A 17446-nucleotide genomic window follows, 5' to 3' on the forward strand; every position below is an offset into this window, starting at 1 on the left:
AAGGGCATTAGCCCTACATCTTCCTTTTTTCATTTACTTTTCCACATTATTTCGGGTTATATCGTTTGCCTTCAGCTTCAATTTCGCCTTATTCAAGCTATTGTTGGCAATGGTAAATGGATTCGCTCCTACTCCCACATGGAGGGTCGATATACCAACTGTTTCTATATTCGTTGTAATTGTATTACCGGTTATCGCAGCTTTAAGGATGTCATTGGGTTGATCTCTTCGCGAATCTTCGTTCAATGTGATGATTTCTGCCGGATATTCGGAGGAAATACTAGTGGCCGCGATAACGTTGTTCGTAATTTCAACCGCTTTGGCTGCATCTATGGAAATCGCTGATTTGTTCCCCGTTATATCAAATGTTGAAGCGCTGACTGTTAGATCCAGCTGCTCGTTATTTGCATGAATGCCAATCCCCTTGAACGAACAACCGTTGAAAAGGTAGGTCCCTGCTTTCTCAACACTGGGGCCCACCGTTCCTTTGTCCTGCGGGGCTTCAAAGACGCAATGATTGTAGGTGCCTGGCGGCAATTCCAATCCGTACGTTGAGTTATATCCGATAACCTTGAGATTATCGAAAATGTTCCCCTCCAACGCTTCACCAGTTACTGCTCGAAGCGCAGGCGTCCCTTGAATGGTGACATTCGTGAGATGGACAGGATTTTTCCAAATCGTTAAACCTGCCTCCGCTGTCTTCTTCGTTATTTGAATCTGAATATCCGAAGCGGTAACCCCATATGGCATGGTGCTGCTGATGGAGAAAATAGCATCCGTGAACTTCATTCCTTTAATATCGATCCGAGGTCCCTCAAAATGAGTCATAGAATCGTTCATGGTATTCCCGAAAAACGAAACATCATGGCTTGCATAAATAGAAGTTCCATCGAAATGGTTATCCTTGATGACAGCACCTTTGAAGGGATCAGACACAGCTAAACCAATGGCCCCCTTGGAGGCTAGATGGTTGTTTTCCAATGCCCCGTCATGACCATCATAGAAGATGACATCGTACCGACTATTCTTGTAAAACTCATTGTTTTTAATCGTCACGTTTTCGTTTATAAAGCCGTTGTCTCCCGCGCCGCCTTCAACATCTATTCCGGCCATAGGCGCAGTTCCCCCAGTTCCACCTATATCGTGGAAGGAATTATGTTGTACAAGGATATTTTTACCCCCATTAATCGTCAATCCCTGTCTTCGGTTAAAGGAGGACTCTGAATTTTGAACAGTCACGTTAGTGGACTGCACTCTATTCCATATTTCCACATACTGTCCCGCTTGCGTCTGTCCGTTAAATGCAAGGCGAATCGACTGCCCCCCCTCAGGGATCTGAACGTACTGACCTTGATTTTGCTGTTTAATCTTCGATAGGAATGTGCCATCTGCCCTATAGAAATAAATATCATACTCATGTGGAAGCTGTTGCCCGTTATCGACAATGAATGCATGTGTCAGATCAAAGGAGGGATGCGTTAGCATATAACTTACTTTGGTTCTGAATTTGGAAGAATCCGCGATAGGATTCCCGTTGTCATCTACCCCGCCTGATTCAAAGCCATCTGCATACACGTCCTGCATAAACCCACCGCCACCACCAACACAAATGCCATCTCCCGTGAAGTTTAATGCTTTTACTCCATCAATTTTGGAATTAATGGCACCTTGAAATAAAATGCCATAACCACTTTCATGCGTACCGCCGCTTGAATAATCATGAGTATCTCGATCTCCACGATAAGTACCACCTGTGATAATGACATTTTTGACTCCTACACCTACTAATAACGTAGTATAGTCTTGGAAATTGTTCGTTTCCTTTTGTATAACAGCTTTATCGTCAAGCATGAACGTCATATCACTGACCATATTGATCCGTCCATGAGAATCGTCGGTACCATTTTTGCCTTTAGCAATGAGATATGTCCCTGCTGGTACTTTAAATACGTTGTAACCCTGATCATGAGCCCACTGAAGGGCTTGATTAAGACCATCCGTTGTTTCAGCAGCATGTGAATTATCATTGTAAATTTGCCATCTGTCTAATTCAAGCTCATAGATTGGGCCTAGTTGGGTAATTGCGCTTGTTCCCTGTTGCTGGGGTGCCGCGGATATCGTCTGTGTTTCAAGCGTATTGGATGAGGAATGGAACACGAATAGGAACATTGCATAAAACAGTAAAAGTATGCGTAGCATGAAATCATTTCAATCCTTCACTTTTAAATTTGGGGCAGTTGATAATAGTTATAACAGCTGCATGGCTAGTAAACTCTTGAGAATGAGTTGATCAGGTCTGAGATAGGTACGATAGTACTCATAATTATTCATTTTCATTTGAAGCATGAGCTCTTTATTGCTCGCTAATTGGACCGTTTGTTCCACACATTCATCTACATTCGTGAACTCCAAATAATGCATATTCGGCATAAAACCAGGCACCGTATATCGCAGTTTTTCCGATACAATCGCCTTACTAGCTGCCACGTACTCCCCAAGTTTCCAACCATTTGATTGGAATAAGCCCATCGTTGCTAGGCAAATATCTGATTCTTTCACTAATTTCATAAAGCTCGTACGATTCGTTAGTGATTCATCTAGCAGACAATCAGGGTAATGCTTCCTTGCATGCTCCCTTTGTGAAAAACCACCAATGAAGCTTTCACCAAAATGTTTACGCAAACGGCGTATGCATTCAGCTCGCATCTCATCGATGTATTGCGTCTCCTCCAGATCAAGATCATCGACTTCATGACTCCAGGTACGCGTGGCAAATAGAATGCGAGGTTCAGCTTTAGCTGCTCTTGGTGAGTCTTCAAATTTCTCCACATAGAAATGTTGATGATAATTTTTACCTTGGCGTTCCTTTAAATACCATTTAAGCTTTGTAATGAGACTATCGTCAATAGGTCTATCGAGCCTATTATTCTTCATTGTCACGTGATAATTAAGCCCCAACGGGTGCATGCGAGAGGCAAAGCTATACTGCTCATGATCGTTTAAGTTGAAGCTTCTTTTAAAATAATAATGGGCTCTCTCTGCATACTCTTCTACGAGGTCCATATGAAAAGTATACCCATCTGCCATGTCATACAAGACTCTCAATTCATTATTAATCACGACTTCAACAATGGAGACGAACGGAAACTCCTCTGTTTGGTTGATTTCCAAATCAAGGAGTTTTTGCTCATGCAGCATCATGAACCCTGTAATAATTTGACTGATATGGCCATCGCCTTTTCGCTTCGCCATGTTCAATTGACATTTAATCAAGCGACCACCTTCTTTTTCTCTTGAAATTTACCGACTAACTGCTGCACAATTCCGAATAAATATCTAAACTCCGTTGTTTTACGAAATAGTAGGACATAAATAAGATTAGGTAGGATGAGAGCAATCATTGACTTAACAATTAACGTTAATAAATTATCGCTTACAAACATTTGACAGACATAGCTTGTTAACAATAAGGTAATGACTGCGATGACTGAGTAATAAAAATATGTTAAAAAATATTGGCGTAATGGTTCATGGAATACTTTCTTATACACAAGATAAGGTGCGATCCAATATGGAACTGATAGCGTACTGACTAAAGTCCCAACGAAAACACCTGTCATTCCAAAGTATCGAACTAAAATGATGGACACAACAAGATTGACTGCGGTTTCTACGAATGGTGCATACCTGTCTTCATGAAAGATACCCGACGTTTGTTTAACCATATTGATCGCTCGTCTCAATCCAGTTATATAAAAATTCATCATAATAATAATGAGTACGCTTTTACCTAATACAAAATCCTTGCCTAGCCATAAAGTAATAAATGGATCTAAAATCACATACAGAAAAATAGTAAAAAATGAATAAATCCAGAAGTTAAAGAACATAGTCGTTTTAAAAATTTTATAAATTCTAGAATTGCTCTCCTCAGCTACTAAATTTCCAAGGCTATGAAGGATATTATCGAAAATTTGGTTAATAAATGTTCTACAAATATTAATTAACATATAGTAGTTAGAATATAAGCCGACTGCCGCAACACTAACAAAGGAAGAGATAATGATATTATCCGTACCAAAAACCGCATAACTGCCAATCTGATGTAATACTAATGCTTTCATATTCTTTATTATGCTGGCTTTAGTTTCAGCATCTAATTTACTTACCACTTTGCTTTTTAAATATGGAAATATTCGATTAACACATAATGATAAAATAATCGAGGTCGTTACCGTTATGGCGATATCAACAACTAAGTAAAGAATATAGTTTTGAGTGAAGTGCAAAATTCCAATTTTCATACACGTGGATAAAATAGACGAGATGGTATAAATCCCCGTCGCAATATATCCTTTTTGACTTACGTTGAGTAATGATATTTTATAAGAAAATAAATACGTTGAGATCGTGCTCATTAAAAAAATAAAATATATGAGAGAGACATTATTAACATCTGCATCTTTAATGAAATATTTTAGAAATGGCATTAATGAAATACCTAAAATAAAAATGATAAGAGCTATTGCTCGATATGCATTTTTATATAGCCTCATTAAAGCATTGATCTTTTCAAATTGATTTTCCGCTACAGGAGCATAAAGAGCATATATAATGCTTGCTCCAATACCTGCTTCAGCTAGTGATAGCATCCCAAGCACATTTGTGAATAATCCATTTATCCCCAAATACTGGACACCAAGGCTTCCAATAAAGACCGTTCGAGAAATAAAACTCAAAATGGTTATAATCAATTGACTTCCCAAGCCTGACGCTACATTGACGAGCGAATTTTGTACTCTCATTGTTTCTCCTAACAGAACGGTTTATGTTGTTGGAGCATTCTTTGTAATGTTTAATATGAGTGATGAAAGCTTGAATTTTATTGCTAAAAAGTAAATGTACTCTTTAATATTTGTTACTTGATAGAAAAATCCAATCTCCCTTACACTTTCGGAAATCATCTTATGATTAATAATTCTAGTCAATTCCTCTTTATTTACTCCGTTTGGACTGTTTTTCAAATTATTTAACATCATTGTGTAAATAAATTTCAAATAGTAATAAGCCATATCTTTCCTATAATAATCCACTTCTAGAAGTCCGAATTGATCAGATAGCTGCTTTCTTTTACGGTATTGTAACACTAAACTTTTTTCTAAATTGGGCTTATATCGTATTCTCATCGCACTATCAACATTATCGACTGTGTAAAAATATAACGATTCTGGGATTGCAACTACCCGTTCTGAGATCATCAATGCTTGTAAATTAAAAATCGTATCCTCTCCTATAGAAATTTTTTGATTAAATCTAATATTGTTTTGTTTTAATAATGATAATCTAAATATACTTTTCCAAGAAAAGCATAGATCGTTACTAGAATGAACTTTAGGTACACTAAGGACAAAATCCTTCCCATTCATGACTGTGTTATGTTTAAAATTAGGAGGTAATTGAAGATTCTGAGTTACTATTTGGTAGCCTCCAACCACGATCTCACAGTTATTATTTTCAGCAGCTTGAACTAAACAAAGTAGAAAGTCTTCTCCGATGGAGTCATCAACATCCACAAACGAAACAAATTTACCTCTGGCCACTTCAATACCTTCATTCCTAGCACTACTTACTCCACCATTTGGTTTATGGATAACATGAATACGTACGTCTTTATTCGCGTATTCCTCTGCTATTTCTCTGCACTTATCAGTTGACCCATCATTGACAAGTATCAATTCAAAGTTGCTCAACGATTGCCTTAAGATAGAATCAATGCACGTGTTCATCCATTTTTCTGCATTGTACATTGGAACAATTACACTTACCGTTGGATGCATACCTATTCACCTGCCAATATCAGTTTCAGTCTTTTGAACATAGTCACACAACCTTAGAATGAACTTTGGCATTCATCAAACGAATACAAAATCCTTGCGTAAACGGTAAGATATTGAACAACATGGAGTACACACCAATGTCCTTCGTATCTCCCTGCGAGAAATCAACTGCTCCGTTCCTTCTAGTTGCTTTCATTAAATAACGAATAGCTTGATTAGCACTATGCTTGCATAGTTCTGATATTTCATCAATTTGCGAGGCATTTAACATAAACCAGCCCAACGTTGCTGTTGTTGACGAGTCTGGTATGCTTTCTTCTCTTGTTACAGTCCAATTCCAATTTCCTTGCTCTTGTTGAAACACGACAGCGGATTTGGCAAATCGAATGATACTCTTTTCAAGCTCCAGCTTGCTTGCATGACCCTTTGGCAGCTCGTTCCATGCATCAATAAGACCAATCGCGAACCATCCAAGACCTCTTCCCCAACCGTAGAGTCCTAGCGGCATCTTACTATCGATTTGATAAGCGTGACTAGGAATGTGATGCCCTTCCAACATGCCGTGCTCTTCATATTGTTGGATTTGTCGTACGGCTAGCTCGACGCATTCTTCTTTGCCGTATCTGATCCCGTATGCAACGAGGAATGGACAGATAAACCCAATGGTATCCACATAGCGATATTTCCCCATGAATTTCCTGTACAGAACCGAGCCTTCGTTCCCAATATGCTCATGTATGAGATGCCAGGTTGCATCCAATGCTCCTTTATATCGTTCAATGTCGATGAAATCGAGCTTCATGATCGCATAGGCTAGAATGGCGGCATCCACATATTCTGGTTTCTTAGACCAATTGCCTTGGGCATCCATCTTCGATTGCACGTATGCGCTTATTTTCTCCTTCACATCGGCTGGATTTGCATTGCTTTTCACATACTCAGCTAATCCTAAAAGCAGCGCCGCTTCTTGCCAGTGCTGAATCGCGTTCTTCGTATAATTGCCTTGCAGCATATCGATGGCGACGAGTCTGGTTTGATCGGTTACTTTAATTTTGGGAGTGCGCGATAACCACTTCACGCCGATTGTTGAAATCGATTGATTCCACTGCTGTTTATCTTGGTATCTGCCAATATGAATGCGATTTACCCAATCCATGAACTTCGGCACCAGATCAATTAAGGCCACGATAGCTACGATACTCACAACGATCAGACTAATTATTTGCAACATCACAGTATCTCTCCTTTCCTTCAATTACATGAACAATTGGTATAGTTTATAAATCTCCGATTCTGTTCCCAGCATCTCTTTGCCGAGATTCACAATGATTTGTTTTCTCAATTGCTCATTATCGATGATTTCTTTAATTCCTTCACATACAGCTGCAGGCGTCATTGCAACAATTAATCCGTTGATTTTGTTTCTAATTTGGTCTTTAGCCGTAGTGAAATTCGTGACAACAATCGGCTTTTGAAGAATCTTGGCCTCATCAATAGCGATCGACTTTCCTTCAAATTTAGAAGGCTGTACATAAATATCAGCTTCTCTTATGTATGGGTATGGATTCTCTTTGATGCCTAATAGGATGAACGTATCTTTGAGATTGTGCTGATCGATCAGCTTTTCAAGGCGCTCTCTTTCCTCACCTTCCCCAATGATGTACCACTTGACGGGGTAGCCGGCTTGAATCAGCTTTTGACAGGATTCAACAGCGAGCTCAAAGCCTTTTTGATAATTCAATCGACCGACAGATACGATGGTGATGTCTTTATCTTTAAGGTTCACCGTCTCTTGAGATAGCTTGTGGATTGCGGTAGGAGATACAATATTATGCATCACCTCGATGTTTTCGCTCAATGTTGGGAAGCGTTCTCTGAGGATATGTCCACATTCTTCGGACACTGTGACAAGGTGGTCCAGTTTATTAAAATAGACTTGGTCCAGCTTAGGATCCATTCCTAGCTTGTCATAATCATTATGAATGAACCCTATTTTCTTGGATGCTGTTACCTTATCGATACAGAAATAAATTGGATTTTTCTCTAGATAGCCAACAGCTATGTCATAGTTCCTTTCTAGAGTAGGCAAGGATTTGGCCAAGTACTTCCAGACACGTTGCTCACAGCGTATGCGATTTTTTTCACTCACATAAATACTTCCTGCCAGTAGCCTGAGTAGCGCAATCTTAAATTTGCCTTGTTTGAGGCAGTCTAGGACCGCTTTCCTCATCGACATATCAAAGTATTTATATTCAGCTGGTTCTGGCAGCAAATTCACTTCCGGCGGGAGTTTAGAAAGAAATAACCCTGTATGCCTGAGGAGATATACGTCCACATCATACGTCGCGTAATCTATGGTCTCTAATAATGAAATGAGCGCCTTTTCAGCTCCACCGCAATTCAAATTGTTCATAATAAACAGTATTTTTTTCTTCATTATCGGACCATCCTACTAGATAATATCGTAAAGTTTATATACTTCTTCCTCTGTACCCATCTTCTCTTGTGCAAGACTGTGGATGAAAGAATCTCTTAGTTCGCGTTGATTGATTAGTTCTTCAATCCCACTGCTTAAGCCAGCTTCATTCATCTCGACAATCAATCCATTTACGCCATCCGTAATTTGGTCCTTAGCAGACTCATAATTCGTTACGACGATCGGCTTGTTCAGTATTTTGGCTTCATCGATGGCAATCGATTTCCCTTCATACCTGGAAGGCTGCACATAAATATCAGCATTTTTAATGAAAGGATACGGATTTTCCTGAATGCCAAGCAGGATAAACGTATCCTGAAGCTGCAGGCCCTTGATCTGCTTCTCAAGTGCTTCTCTTTCATTGCCGTCACCTAAAATGTACCATTTCACTTTGTACCCTTGATTTTTCAACAAGGCACACGCTTTGATTGCCATATCGATACCTTTTTCATGACTCAATCTTGCAATCGTAACAATATTCGTGAATTGATCATCAAACTGAGAGGCACTAGCAATTTCACGATTCGCTTGTACATGAATAATCCGAGGAGAAACAATGTTCTGTATGACGATCACTTTATTCATCAGCTGGGTGAAGGTTTCTTTCAGGGATTTGGCACATTCCTCAGAAACGGTTACTAGCTTGTCTAACTGCTTAAAATAGGGTTCATCCATACTCGCGATCATCCCGGAGTCCGAATAATTCGTATGAATCCAACCGATTTTCTTCTTCGCTTTCACGCGATCCACGATGTAATAAATCGATGACTTCTCCAGATAACCGATCGCCACATCGTACTCCTTATCCAGCGTTCCGAGAGACCTTTTTAAATATTCCCACGAATATTGCTCAGAGCTGGCCGTATTTCTCACAAAGCGGTTAAGCACCGCAAACATCAGTCTTGCATAAGCAAGCTTGAATTGCCGATCCCCTAGTAAGGTTGTGATGGATTTAACCAAATGCTCCGCAAATGCAGGATGATGATTAGATAATTTCACCACATGTACGTCTTCGGGAATAGCATTCATAAAAGCGCCCGTCTGACTAAATAGAAGTAAATCGACATGATAGAGCTCATAATCTATTTGTGAAAGTAGATTAATCAGGCTCTTCTGTCCGCCGCCGGCCAATAAACTCGGGATAACAAATAACAAGTTTTTCTTCATCATCTACCTCATACACGTCAAACGTTATTGGAATAATGCATCTAAATGCTCCACAGCTTTATAGGACATTTGCTTAATATGGGGGATGGATTCTCGCAGCTTTTGTTTAATTTCTTCCTCTTCTGAGATCATTTCATCAAATCCGCTTATTAATTTCGCACTATTGGAGATCTCCGCCAGGCTTAGAACGAGCTTCTCTTCACCGAAGAGATCTTGGGCTATCCCCTTCGATTTGACGCTGTACCCTAACACCATCGTAGGGATAAAGTTAGAATAAGCAGCAATCGTTGCATGCGTTCTTGCGCCAATAAAGAACCTCATTCTAGCTATATATCCCTTATACTGGGTAGCATTGAGATGATTGGGCAATAGGATGATACGTCCTGTATCCTTAAATTCCTGATAATACCTCTCCAAGATCTCATAATCATTATTTCCATCTTCAATCACGTGAGGTGTTAAGGCAATCGTCATGTCCGTCGTCCGAATCATATGCGTGATAAGCTCACGGACCGCTTGTTGAGATTGCGGGTTCTTGTCAGAAACAAGTGGACTGAAGTTAAGTCCCACTGTATTTCCAGCTTGCCATTGATCAGGCAAAGCTAACTCTTCCTTTTCCATGGTAAAGGCAGGGTCAGCACACAATTTAACGTTATTCAACCCCTTGCTCTTCAACATTTGGTAAGTTAGCGTCTCTCTCGCCAGAATTAAATCAAACAATTTCAAATCCGCTAGCTTGCGTTCTGACATATCTTCTGCACCTATGGAGCACCCCCAGAGTACTAGCTTTTTCCCTTGGGCTTTCACTCTTCGATTAATTTCGTACCAGCCAGGCTGCTCACCATAGCAATAGTTATCTCCACCGATGGAGAGGCATATATCCATGGAGGGGATATGTTTAACGATGTTGCTGTTCATTTTGCCCAGTGCATAGGATTCGTCCTTGAACAGCTTGACTTGGAGAGAGGAGCGCAGCCAGGCGAAGGAATACTTTCGAATGCTCCGCGATGAACCGTCATAGATGCCGTCTAACTTGGTAATCAACCGATCGGTCTCTGGTTTCGCTGACGCAAGGTACACCTGAGCGCCGCTCATTTTCTCTTTAATTAGGGAAGTGGAGGAGCGAACAATTGCCTCGCAGCCTCGGTTTAAACTTCCATTATGAGCAAACATCATGATTCTCATTATCTAAGCTCCTTCACTAGGCATGATTTCTTAACTTACTATACGTTGTAGCGCAATACAGTCCGAGCATGGATTTTCTTCGGATCATCTCAACAATGAATTTCTCGTATCGGCTCAATGTCCCGTTGGCTTCATAATAGTAGTAGGGCAAAGCTTCCCTCACGTAGGGATTTCGAATCATCGCATTCACGTAGCGAAGCCTTTGGGCAAGGTTTAACTCCTTCGATGCTTTCAAATACATAGAAATCGTAGCGATCACACTCGTGATAAGCTTAAATGACCTCAGCTGTTTCAGCTTTATCGGATCAATCTTGCTGGCATAGAAGCCAGACAGATCGAGTGTGTATACGTCTATCGCCCTCTGAAAATAGTCTTTCTCCAGCATATTCCTTGTTGCGCTCCCGGCCACCTCTCGGTAGTTATAGCCTGAATAGTCGAGATAGGTTACACTGGCAGCCTGTTGGAAGAACTGCATATTAAACATGCCATCCTCACCTAATGCAACGTTTCTGGGGAATTTCACATCATAATCAATGATCAAGCTTCGCCTATAGAGCTTATTCCACACGGTGTTCAACTGATCAGACTTCAATAAATAAGTTACGATCTCTCGCGCAATGTAATCTCGCGTTAACACAGTACCCGTAGGAAAAGGAAACTTGATCATCACTTTAATCCCCTCGATTTCACTCTCGAAGTTGGAGATCACCGCGTCACAATCACCTTGCAAGGCGGCATGATATAAAGTTTTATAGATATCCATTTCTATTGTGTCATCCGCATCAACAAATCCGATGTAATCACCGGTAGCTGCCTGCAGCCCTGTATTCCTCGCCATACTTACACCTTGATTCTCTTGATTGATCAGTTTAATTTGAGGATTTGCCCTCATATACGTTTCAATCAGATTCCTGCTCTGATCTTTGGAACCATCATTCACACATATAATCTCGATATCTGGGAGACTCTGATGCACAACTGATTCTAAACAAGCAACGATGTATTTCTCTGCATTATAGACAGGTATGATGACACTGATCTTGGGATTTCCCATTCTTACATCACCTCGTACAGCTTCTCCAGCTCAGATGTATTACTATAGTCCCGATCTTGCAAGTGATTCACGAATTGAGATCGAAGTTCTGCATCTCGATACATGGCCTCAATGCCATTCGCAATTCCCTCAACACTTAACTCACACATTAAGCCTTCTTTCCCATCCTCAATCTGACTGCTAGCTGTTGCATAGTTCGTAATTAGTATGGGTTTACCGAGGATTTTAGCTTCCGTGACAGTTACCGCCTTACCTTCATAACGAGAGGGTTGCACATAAACATCACAGGCCTTGATATACGGATAAGGGTTCGTTTTCTTACCTAGAAGCAAGAAGCTCTCCTCGAGTTGATTCTGGGCAATCAGTTTCTTTAGTTCCGTCTCATATCCGCCATAACCCACGACTAGCCAGCGAATATTCGTGAGACCTTTATCATGCAAGCGCCTTAACGCTCCAATCGCCATATCAAATCCCTTAACGTAGGATAATCTGCCAACGGATACAAGGGTAAATGCCATTTTGTCAGCTGCGGCTAGGTGTACATGATCATTTGCCATTTTCTTAATGAAATCTGGCGAGGTAATGTTCTCAATCAAGGTAACCTTCGACTGTAAGGTTGGGTATGTCTTGAGGAAAGCATCCGTACATGCTTCTGAAATGGAGGCAATCACATCAAATTTGTTCCACACCGCCAAGTCCATTGCATTATCGATTTCCAACTCGCTGTAGTCGGTATGAATCCAAGCTAGCTTCTTCGCAGCAACGACCTTCGTGGCTACAATATCATGAGGCCAAGCGTAGCTGATGGCCAAGTCGTATTCCTTCTTAATCGGGGGTAATACGAAGCTCGTATATTTCAAATCCAGCTGCATTTGTATATACCCGGGTCCCTCTTTAAGCTTTCTCTTCCTTGCCTTCATACCTGCCACGGTTTTGCTAAGCACTCTGGTCAGCAGCGCTGAAATATGCCCTTCTTTCACACATTGCTTCACTGATTTCCGAAGAACGGTGTATGCGGGCACTTCCGGTAACACATTAACCTCTGGCGGAATTAAGCTCATAAAGTCACCCGAATGATGACATATGAAGACATCGACCTCATACTTCTCATAATTAAAGCTCTCCAGCATGTTGATTAAGCTTCGTTCAACCCCACCAATTTCCATGTCAAACACCGATATGAAGATTTTAGTTCGCATAGGGTATATAGCTCTTTTCTCTTTTATTTAAGAAAACCGTATTCGCGGGAACATGCCCTTTCACAACACTTCCTGCAGCAATGACTGCATTATCACCGATGTAGGTATCCCTGAGGATCACAACATTCGAGCCTATCCAGACGTTTTCCCCAATTATGACCTCACCTTTGATAAGGTGATCACCGGCCAGATGCCTATAATTATGATCATGGTCATTGATACTTACATGAGGTGCGATCTTGGTCAACCTTCCTATGGAAATACGATGTGCACAATTGATGTGACAGTTATCATTAATAAATACTTTGTCGCCAATGTGAAGCTCTCCATGGTGATCAACGCGAATGCTGGTATGCTTCCTTATAAAAACGAATTTGCCAATATAAATCTTGGCATGCTTGCTGTATGCCTCAATTCGGCTATTCGACTGAAGAGAATAGATCGAGGACTTGATATTTTTAACATAAATGAGTGTATTCACATAAGCTCTTAGGATACCTATGACATGTGACATATACAGTAGAAACGTATAATAAACCCCTCTGCCGCGGCACTCTGCAATTAGCGTATTGGCTACTTTTCGGAGTAAGCTCATTTCAAATACCCTCTTATCCTGGCAATATTATGACCGCCAATGAGTCTTGCCAACAGAAGTTTTATCTGACTCTTTCGTCTTTCCTTCCGTGGGAGCCAGCTCTTATAAAAGTGATGCATCGCATACGTATTCGAGGTTTTGAAGGTTTGGCAGTTGATGTAGTCGTAGGGGGAGAAATACGTTTGTGGATAAAAGGCACCTAACCCCGGTATCTCTTGATACTGCCCATCGGGTTTAAGTCCCAAGTCCCTCAGTAGCTTCGTAATTACGGCTACATTCGTCAGAGAATCAAAGCTCCCATCGGCACGAATAAATGTTTTCTGGTCATACGATTCAAGGAATATCTGGATAAGCTTACTCCCCTTCATCGCACCGATCGTACTCGTGGCTATATAGTTTGCTTGTTCGAAGCCCCAGAACGATTCGTGATGCAAGAGATTGTCGAAGGGTTGGAACACTTCCACATCTGTATCTAAATAAATACCGCCATAGTGATACAGAGCATGTACTCTCGCGTAATCGCTAACGAATGCAAATTTGCCAGCAGCATAGGCTTCTCTCACATAGGGATGACTACAGATATCAAAATTCCTCTCGTTCCACTCGATAAATTGATAGTCTGTGAGATGCTGTTGCCAGCTCGCTAAACATCGGTTAACGATATCTGGCTTTTCCCTACCGCCAAACCAGCAATAGTGGATAATCTTTGGAATTGTCATCACGGAATCACCTCGATAGAGAAAGAATTCTCCCTCAATTTTCTTTATAGAGAACATTTTCGCTAAAAAAAACCAAAATGATTTTGTCCTCACCCCTATAATAGTTCTTTATAGAGAACATGTCAAGGTAAGACTTTTTACCTACTCAAGTTGCGGCAGTTTGCTTCTTCGTTCTTCTCCAGGCCCATAGAAACGGGCGTAACGGAAAGTAAAGGAAATGTGCATACTTAGGCAATGGTAAGGTTTCTACATCCTCTGGATAAGGATACATGAAGCTAAGAACGAACATCATTTTGTTCCAATTCGGCATGAGCGCGAACAAATGTCGCTTATGATACTTGGATACCTCGTCAGGTACAGGATCCGTATGCAGATTGACCATCTGTCGAATATAGAAAATGGCGCCTTGCGCTAATCGTCTTGCACGCTTTCCTGTGGTTAGCGACTTCAACTCCGGGGTAAGCCTAGTCTGCAAAAGCTGTGTGGCTAATACAAGCGCTTGAGCGCCTATATGTAGATTTCCGTGCTTCTGGAGCTGTTTCATCAAAAACGCAGTATCCAGATTCTGTTTGACGATTTGGTCCATATCCACTAACCAACGAAGTCGAGACCAACCATGCCTAGCACCGTGCGAGGCCAGAAACGAAAATAAATCCTCTCTCCCTAAATAATGGACAGGACTACTCGTAATGGTGCTTATCCTTTTCCGATCCCACAATTCGTTAAAGCTTGGTTCTTTCGCTGGCCCAGGGCCTAATCGCCAATGAATTTCAACGGTAATTCGTTTATCCGCGTGGTAATACGTAATATGATGATGCCGCCACTTCCAATCATTCAGAACGGTCAACGGATATTCAATTTTCTCGTAATTCAGCTTATTAAGCAGCACATCTACATGTTCCAACTCATTGATGGGCACTAGAATGTCTAGATCCCGCGAAGTTCGAAGGGATAAGTCACCATACAAATCGGCTGCCAGGACAGGCCCCTTCAGCACCAAGGAACGAATCATTTGAGCGGTAAAAGATTGGCTAAGCTGTTCCATTTCAGCACTTAAATGCAGCATTTGAAAGGCATTCTTCTGATATTGCTTCCGCAGTGCATCCATCACATACGAAGGAACCCCAGTGTCTTTCGTATTCTGAAGTTTCCTGTAGAGCTCTGGATACACACGGTGATGCAGCGTCAGCTTAAGGAACTTATCCCAGTCCAAATCGGCCAGCCATTCATGTGGAATTGATCGCAAGTCATTCCCATTTTCTCCCCCCGTTAGAAACAATAGTAGAACATTTAATTCTTTAGGAAACTGTGAAACATCTAATCGAAAATCGTTATCCATATGGCTCACCAATACCCCCTAGATCCTTTCTCGCACAAGCTTCTTACATGAGCTAGCCATGAGGCATAACAACAACCTGTTGCTCCAACAGATGATTCAGTAAGCTTTTCTTTTCATTAGCCAGTTGATTGAACATTCCTTTCTGGACGATGGTTCCTTGATCGACAACAATCACTTGATCGGCATTCCGAATCGTAGAGAGTCGATGAGCAATAACAATAATCGTCATTTTCCCTTTTAATTGATCGAGAGCAGCAAGAATTTTCGCTTCATTCTCGGTGTCCAGTGCACTGGAAGCTTCATCAAGAACTAAAATGGACGTTTTTCGCAAAATGGCTCTCGCCAGAACAAGCCGTTGACGTTCTCCACCCGAAAGTCGAACACCACGGTCTCCAATCAGCGTATCCAAGCCTTGTGGAAGACGTCTGACAAATTCAGCAGAAATAGAAAATTCCAATGCTTCCCAAATCTCTTTTTCTGTTGCTTGCGGTTTAATCATCAGCAAGTTTTCTCGTATGCTGCCATTAAATAGAAACGGATCCTGTGGCACATAACTAATGGCTCGCCGGAAGGATAACAGGTTCTCACTCGTTAGAGGAACTCCGTCAATACAGACTTGGCCTTTCTCTGGCTGCAGAAGCCCCATTACAATATCGATCAATGTACTTTTCCCTGCTCCCGAACGTCCAACAATAGCCGTTGTTTGGTTGGCAGGAATCTGCACTTGGATATCTTCAAGTTGATAGGTAGGTTCTTGCTTGTTATATCGGAAATAAATTTGCTGACATTCAATGCCTTGGTTAACGGACATGGGTACGATCCGCTCAGAAACTCCCTCTGTATCTACAAACTCCATGGCTTTGGCGCTTTCTTCTTGCAAATGAAGAATCGATTGAAATGCTGGAATACATGATGCAATTTGCTCCAAATTAGATTGAATCCCTGTAAACCGCGGCCATAATCGAGAAAAAATTAAAATAATCAATAACAGTTGTCCTGGCTGGGCTTTAAATAACTGGATCGATACGAAGATGAGAGATGCGATAAGGATCGTTGATGTTATTTTATAAAAGGTTTGTGAGTTGTTTTTTATTTGGTTCATTTTAAGCTGTTCAACTTCAATCCTCTTACACCAATTGCGTAACCAAGCATATCTAGACGCTTCTAAGGAATTACTTTTAATATCCTTTACCCCATTAAAATGATCCGTAATTCCGCCCAGATAGCTCTGTGCAATTTCGGTGGTTTCATTCCCTATACTTCTTGACTTTTTAATAAAATGTCTTGAGAAATAAGCAAGTATTGCGCCAGCTACTAATACAAACAGTGTTATTCGAGGAGACAACCACAACGCAATCCCAATTTGGATGATCGTAAAAATAACAGAAGTCATAAACTGTAGCAACAGGCTGGTTCCTCGCACAACGCGTCCGATCTCTTCAGTCAACGAATTAATGAGGTCAGACTTTCTTTTCTTTATAAAAAAATCCCAATTCGCCTGTAATAACGAACGATAGGTTTCCATCCGAATATGATTGGTAAAGCCCATAATGATTCGTAAGTTGCGATGGTTTAGATTTTGTTGCAGCAACGTTTGAAACACAATCAATAGAATGTAAGCGCCTAATAGCAGAGGCAGACTCCATTTCTCAGGCATATGCTGCATAAATCCAAAGATAGTTGAAACCGGATTTGAACTTGAACTGATGCTCATGACGCCACTTAGACTAATCAATGGAATTAATAAGAGAACGCCCGCACCATCAAGTAAACTGACTAGGACCATGCCCATAACGTTGATATATAAAATTCTCCCTGAAAAGATATGCAACTTTCTTATAAAATGTAAGAGCTGCTTCACTTCATGTCCCCCTA

14 protein-coding genes are annotated in these 17446 nt (G+C 41.0%); all 14 read right to left on the reverse strand.

What is annotated here, in order from left to right:
- Nucleotides 1-33: 33 nt before the first annotated feature.
- The 14 genes from AC58P7_RS24150 to AC58P7_RS24215 all read right to left on the reverse strand — a co-directional run bounded on the left by AC58P7_RS24150 (nt 34) and on the right by AC58P7_RS24215 (nt 17432).
- Nucleotides 34-2199, reverse strand: coding sequence for a right-handed parallel beta-helix repeat-containing protein (locus AC58P7_RS24150; protein WP_497347448.1), 2166 nt, complete (start codon nt 2197-2199; stop codon nt 34-36).
- A 48-nt stretch (nt 2200-2247) separates the two neighbouring features.
- Nucleotides 2248-3252, reverse strand: coding sequence for a glycosyltransferase family 1 protein (locus AC58P7_RS24155; protein ID WP_497347450.1), 1005 nt, complete (start codon nt 3250-3252; stop codon nt 2248-2250).
- 17 nt (nt 3253-3269) lie between these two features.
- A complete protein-coding gene (locus AC58P7_RS24160) occupies nt 3270-4805 on the reverse strand; it encodes a lipopolysaccharide biosynthesis protein (RefSeq protein WP_497347452.1) in 1536 nt (511 codons plus the stop codon).
- Between the two features lie 21 nt (nt 4806-4826).
- Complete coding sequence (locus AC58P7_RS24165) at nt 4827-5837, reverse strand: glycosyltransferase (protein WP_497347454.1); 1011 nt, start codon at nt 5835-5837, stop codon at nt 4827-4829.
- Nucleotides 5838-5880: 43 nt separating this feature from the next.
- The gene (locus tag AC58P7_RS24170) at nt 5881-7071 is read right to left on the reverse strand and encodes a glycoside hydrolase family 88 protein (protein ID WP_497347456.1); all 1191 of its coding nucleotides are present in this window, start codon (nt 7069-7071) and stop codon (nt 5881-5883) included.
- A gap of 21 nt (nt 7072-7092) precedes the next feature.
- Nucleotides 7093-8274, reverse strand: a complete 1182-nt coding sequence (locus AC58P7_RS24175) for a glycosyltransferase (protein WP_497347458.1) — start codon at nt 8272-8274, stop codon at nt 7093-7095.
- Nucleotides 8275-8289: 15 nt separating this feature from the next.
- Nucleotides 8290-9480: a glycosyltransferase gene (locus AC58P7_RS24180; protein ID WP_497347460.1), complete on the reverse strand. Its 1191-nt coding sequence runs from the start codon at nt 9478-9480 to the stop codon at nt 8290-8292.
- A 24-nt stretch (nt 9481-9504) separates the two neighbouring features.
- On the reverse strand, nt 9505-10665 hold the full coding sequence (locus AC58P7_RS24185) for a polysaccharide pyruvyl transferase family protein (RefSeq protein WP_497347462.1): 1161 nt from the start codon (nt 10663-10665) through the stop codon (nt 9505-9507).
- Between the two features lie 16 nt (nt 10666-10681).
- The gene (locus AC58P7_RS24190; RefSeq protein ID WP_497347464.1) at nt 10682-11719 is read right to left on the reverse strand and encodes a glycosyltransferase family 2 protein; all 1038 of its coding nucleotides are present in this window, start codon (nt 11717-11719) and stop codon (nt 10682-10684) included.
- Nucleotides 11720-11721: 2 nt separating this feature from the next.
- Nucleotides 11722-12918: a glycosyltransferase gene (locus AC58P7_RS24195; RefSeq protein ID WP_497347466.1), complete on the reverse strand. Its 1197-nt coding sequence runs from the start codon at nt 12916-12918 to the stop codon at nt 11722-11724.
- Nucleotides 12908-13513 carry an acyltransferase gene (locus tag AC58P7_RS24200; RefSeq protein ID WP_497347468.1) on the reverse strand — a complete coding sequence of 202 codons (606 nt, stop codon included), beginning with the start codon at nt 13511-13513 and terminating at the stop codon, nt 12908-12910. Before AC58P7_RS24200 ends, AC58P7_RS24195 begins: the two co-directional genes overlap by 11 nt.
- Nucleotides 13510-14232, reverse strand: coding sequence for a glycosyltransferase family 32 protein (locus AC58P7_RS24205; protein WP_497347470.1), 723 nt, complete (start codon nt 14230-14232; stop codon nt 13510-13512). The genes AC58P7_RS24200 and AC58P7_RS24205 overlap by 4 nt, the downstream gene beginning before the upstream one ends.
- Nucleotides 14233-14377: 145 nt before the next feature.
- Complete coding sequence (locus AC58P7_RS24210) at nt 14378-15571, reverse strand: nucleotidyltransferase domain-containing protein (RefSeq protein WP_497347472.1); 1194 nt, start codon at nt 15569-15571, stop codon at nt 14378-14380.
- 52 nt (nt 15572-15623) lie between these two features.
- Nucleotides 15624-17432, reverse strand: a complete 1809-nt coding sequence (locus AC58P7_RS24215; protein ID WP_497347474.1) for an ABC transporter ATP-binding protein — start codon at nt 17430-17432, stop codon at nt 15624-15626.
- Between the last annotated feature and the right edge of the window lie 14 nt (nt 17433-17446).

The sequence above is a fragment of the Paenibacillus sp. J22FR5 genome (assembly GCF_059691975.1).

Coding starts and splice junctions, on each gene's coding strand:
- AC58P7_RS24150 (WP_497347448.1), bottom strand. CDS start 2,199: ATGCTACGCATACTTTTACTGTTTTATGCAATGTTCCTATTCGTGTTC.
- AC58P7_RS24155 (WP_497347450.1), bottom strand. CDS start 3,252: ATGGCGAAGCGAAAAGGCGATGGCCATATCAGTCAAATTATTACAGGG.
- AC58P7_RS24160 (WP_497347452.1), bottom strand. CDS start 4,805: ATGAGAGTACAAAATTCGCTCGTCAATGTAGCGTCAGGCTTGGGAAGT.
- AC58P7_RS24165 (WP_497347454.1), bottom strand. CDS start 5,837: ATGCATCCAACGGTAAGTGTAATTGTTCCAATGTACAATGCAGAAAAA.
- AC58P7_RS24175 (WP_497347458.1), bottom strand. CDS start 8,274: ATGAAGAAAAAAATACTGTTTATTATGAACAATTTGAATTGCGGTGGA.
- AC58P7_RS24180 (WP_497347460.1), bottom strand. CDS start 9,480: ATGAAGAAAAACTTGTTATTTGTTATCCCGAGTTTATTGGCCGGCGGC.
- AC58P7_RS24185 (WP_497347462.1), bottom strand. CDS start 10,665: ATGAGAATCATGATGTTTGCTCATAATGGAAGTTTAAACCGAGGCTGC.
- AC58P7_RS24190 (WP_497347464.1), bottom strand. CDS start 11,719: ATGGGAAATCCCAAGATCAGTGTCATCATACCTGTCTATAATGCAGAG.
- AC58P7_RS24195 (WP_497347466.1), bottom strand. CDS start 12,918: ATGCGAACTAAAATCTTCATATCGGTGTTTGACATGGAAATTGGTGGG.
- AC58P7_RS24200 (WP_497347468.1), bottom strand. CDS start 13,513: ATGAGCTTACTCCGAAAAGTAGCCAATACGCTAATTGCAGAGTGCCGC.
- AC58P7_RS24205 (WP_497347470.1), bottom strand. CDS start 14,232: ATGACAATTCCAAAGATTATCCACTATTGCTGGTTTGGCGGTAGGGAA.
- AC58P7_RS24210 (WP_497347472.1), bottom strand. CDS start 15,571: ATGGATAACGATTTTCGATTAGATGTTTCACAGTTTCCTAAAGAATTA.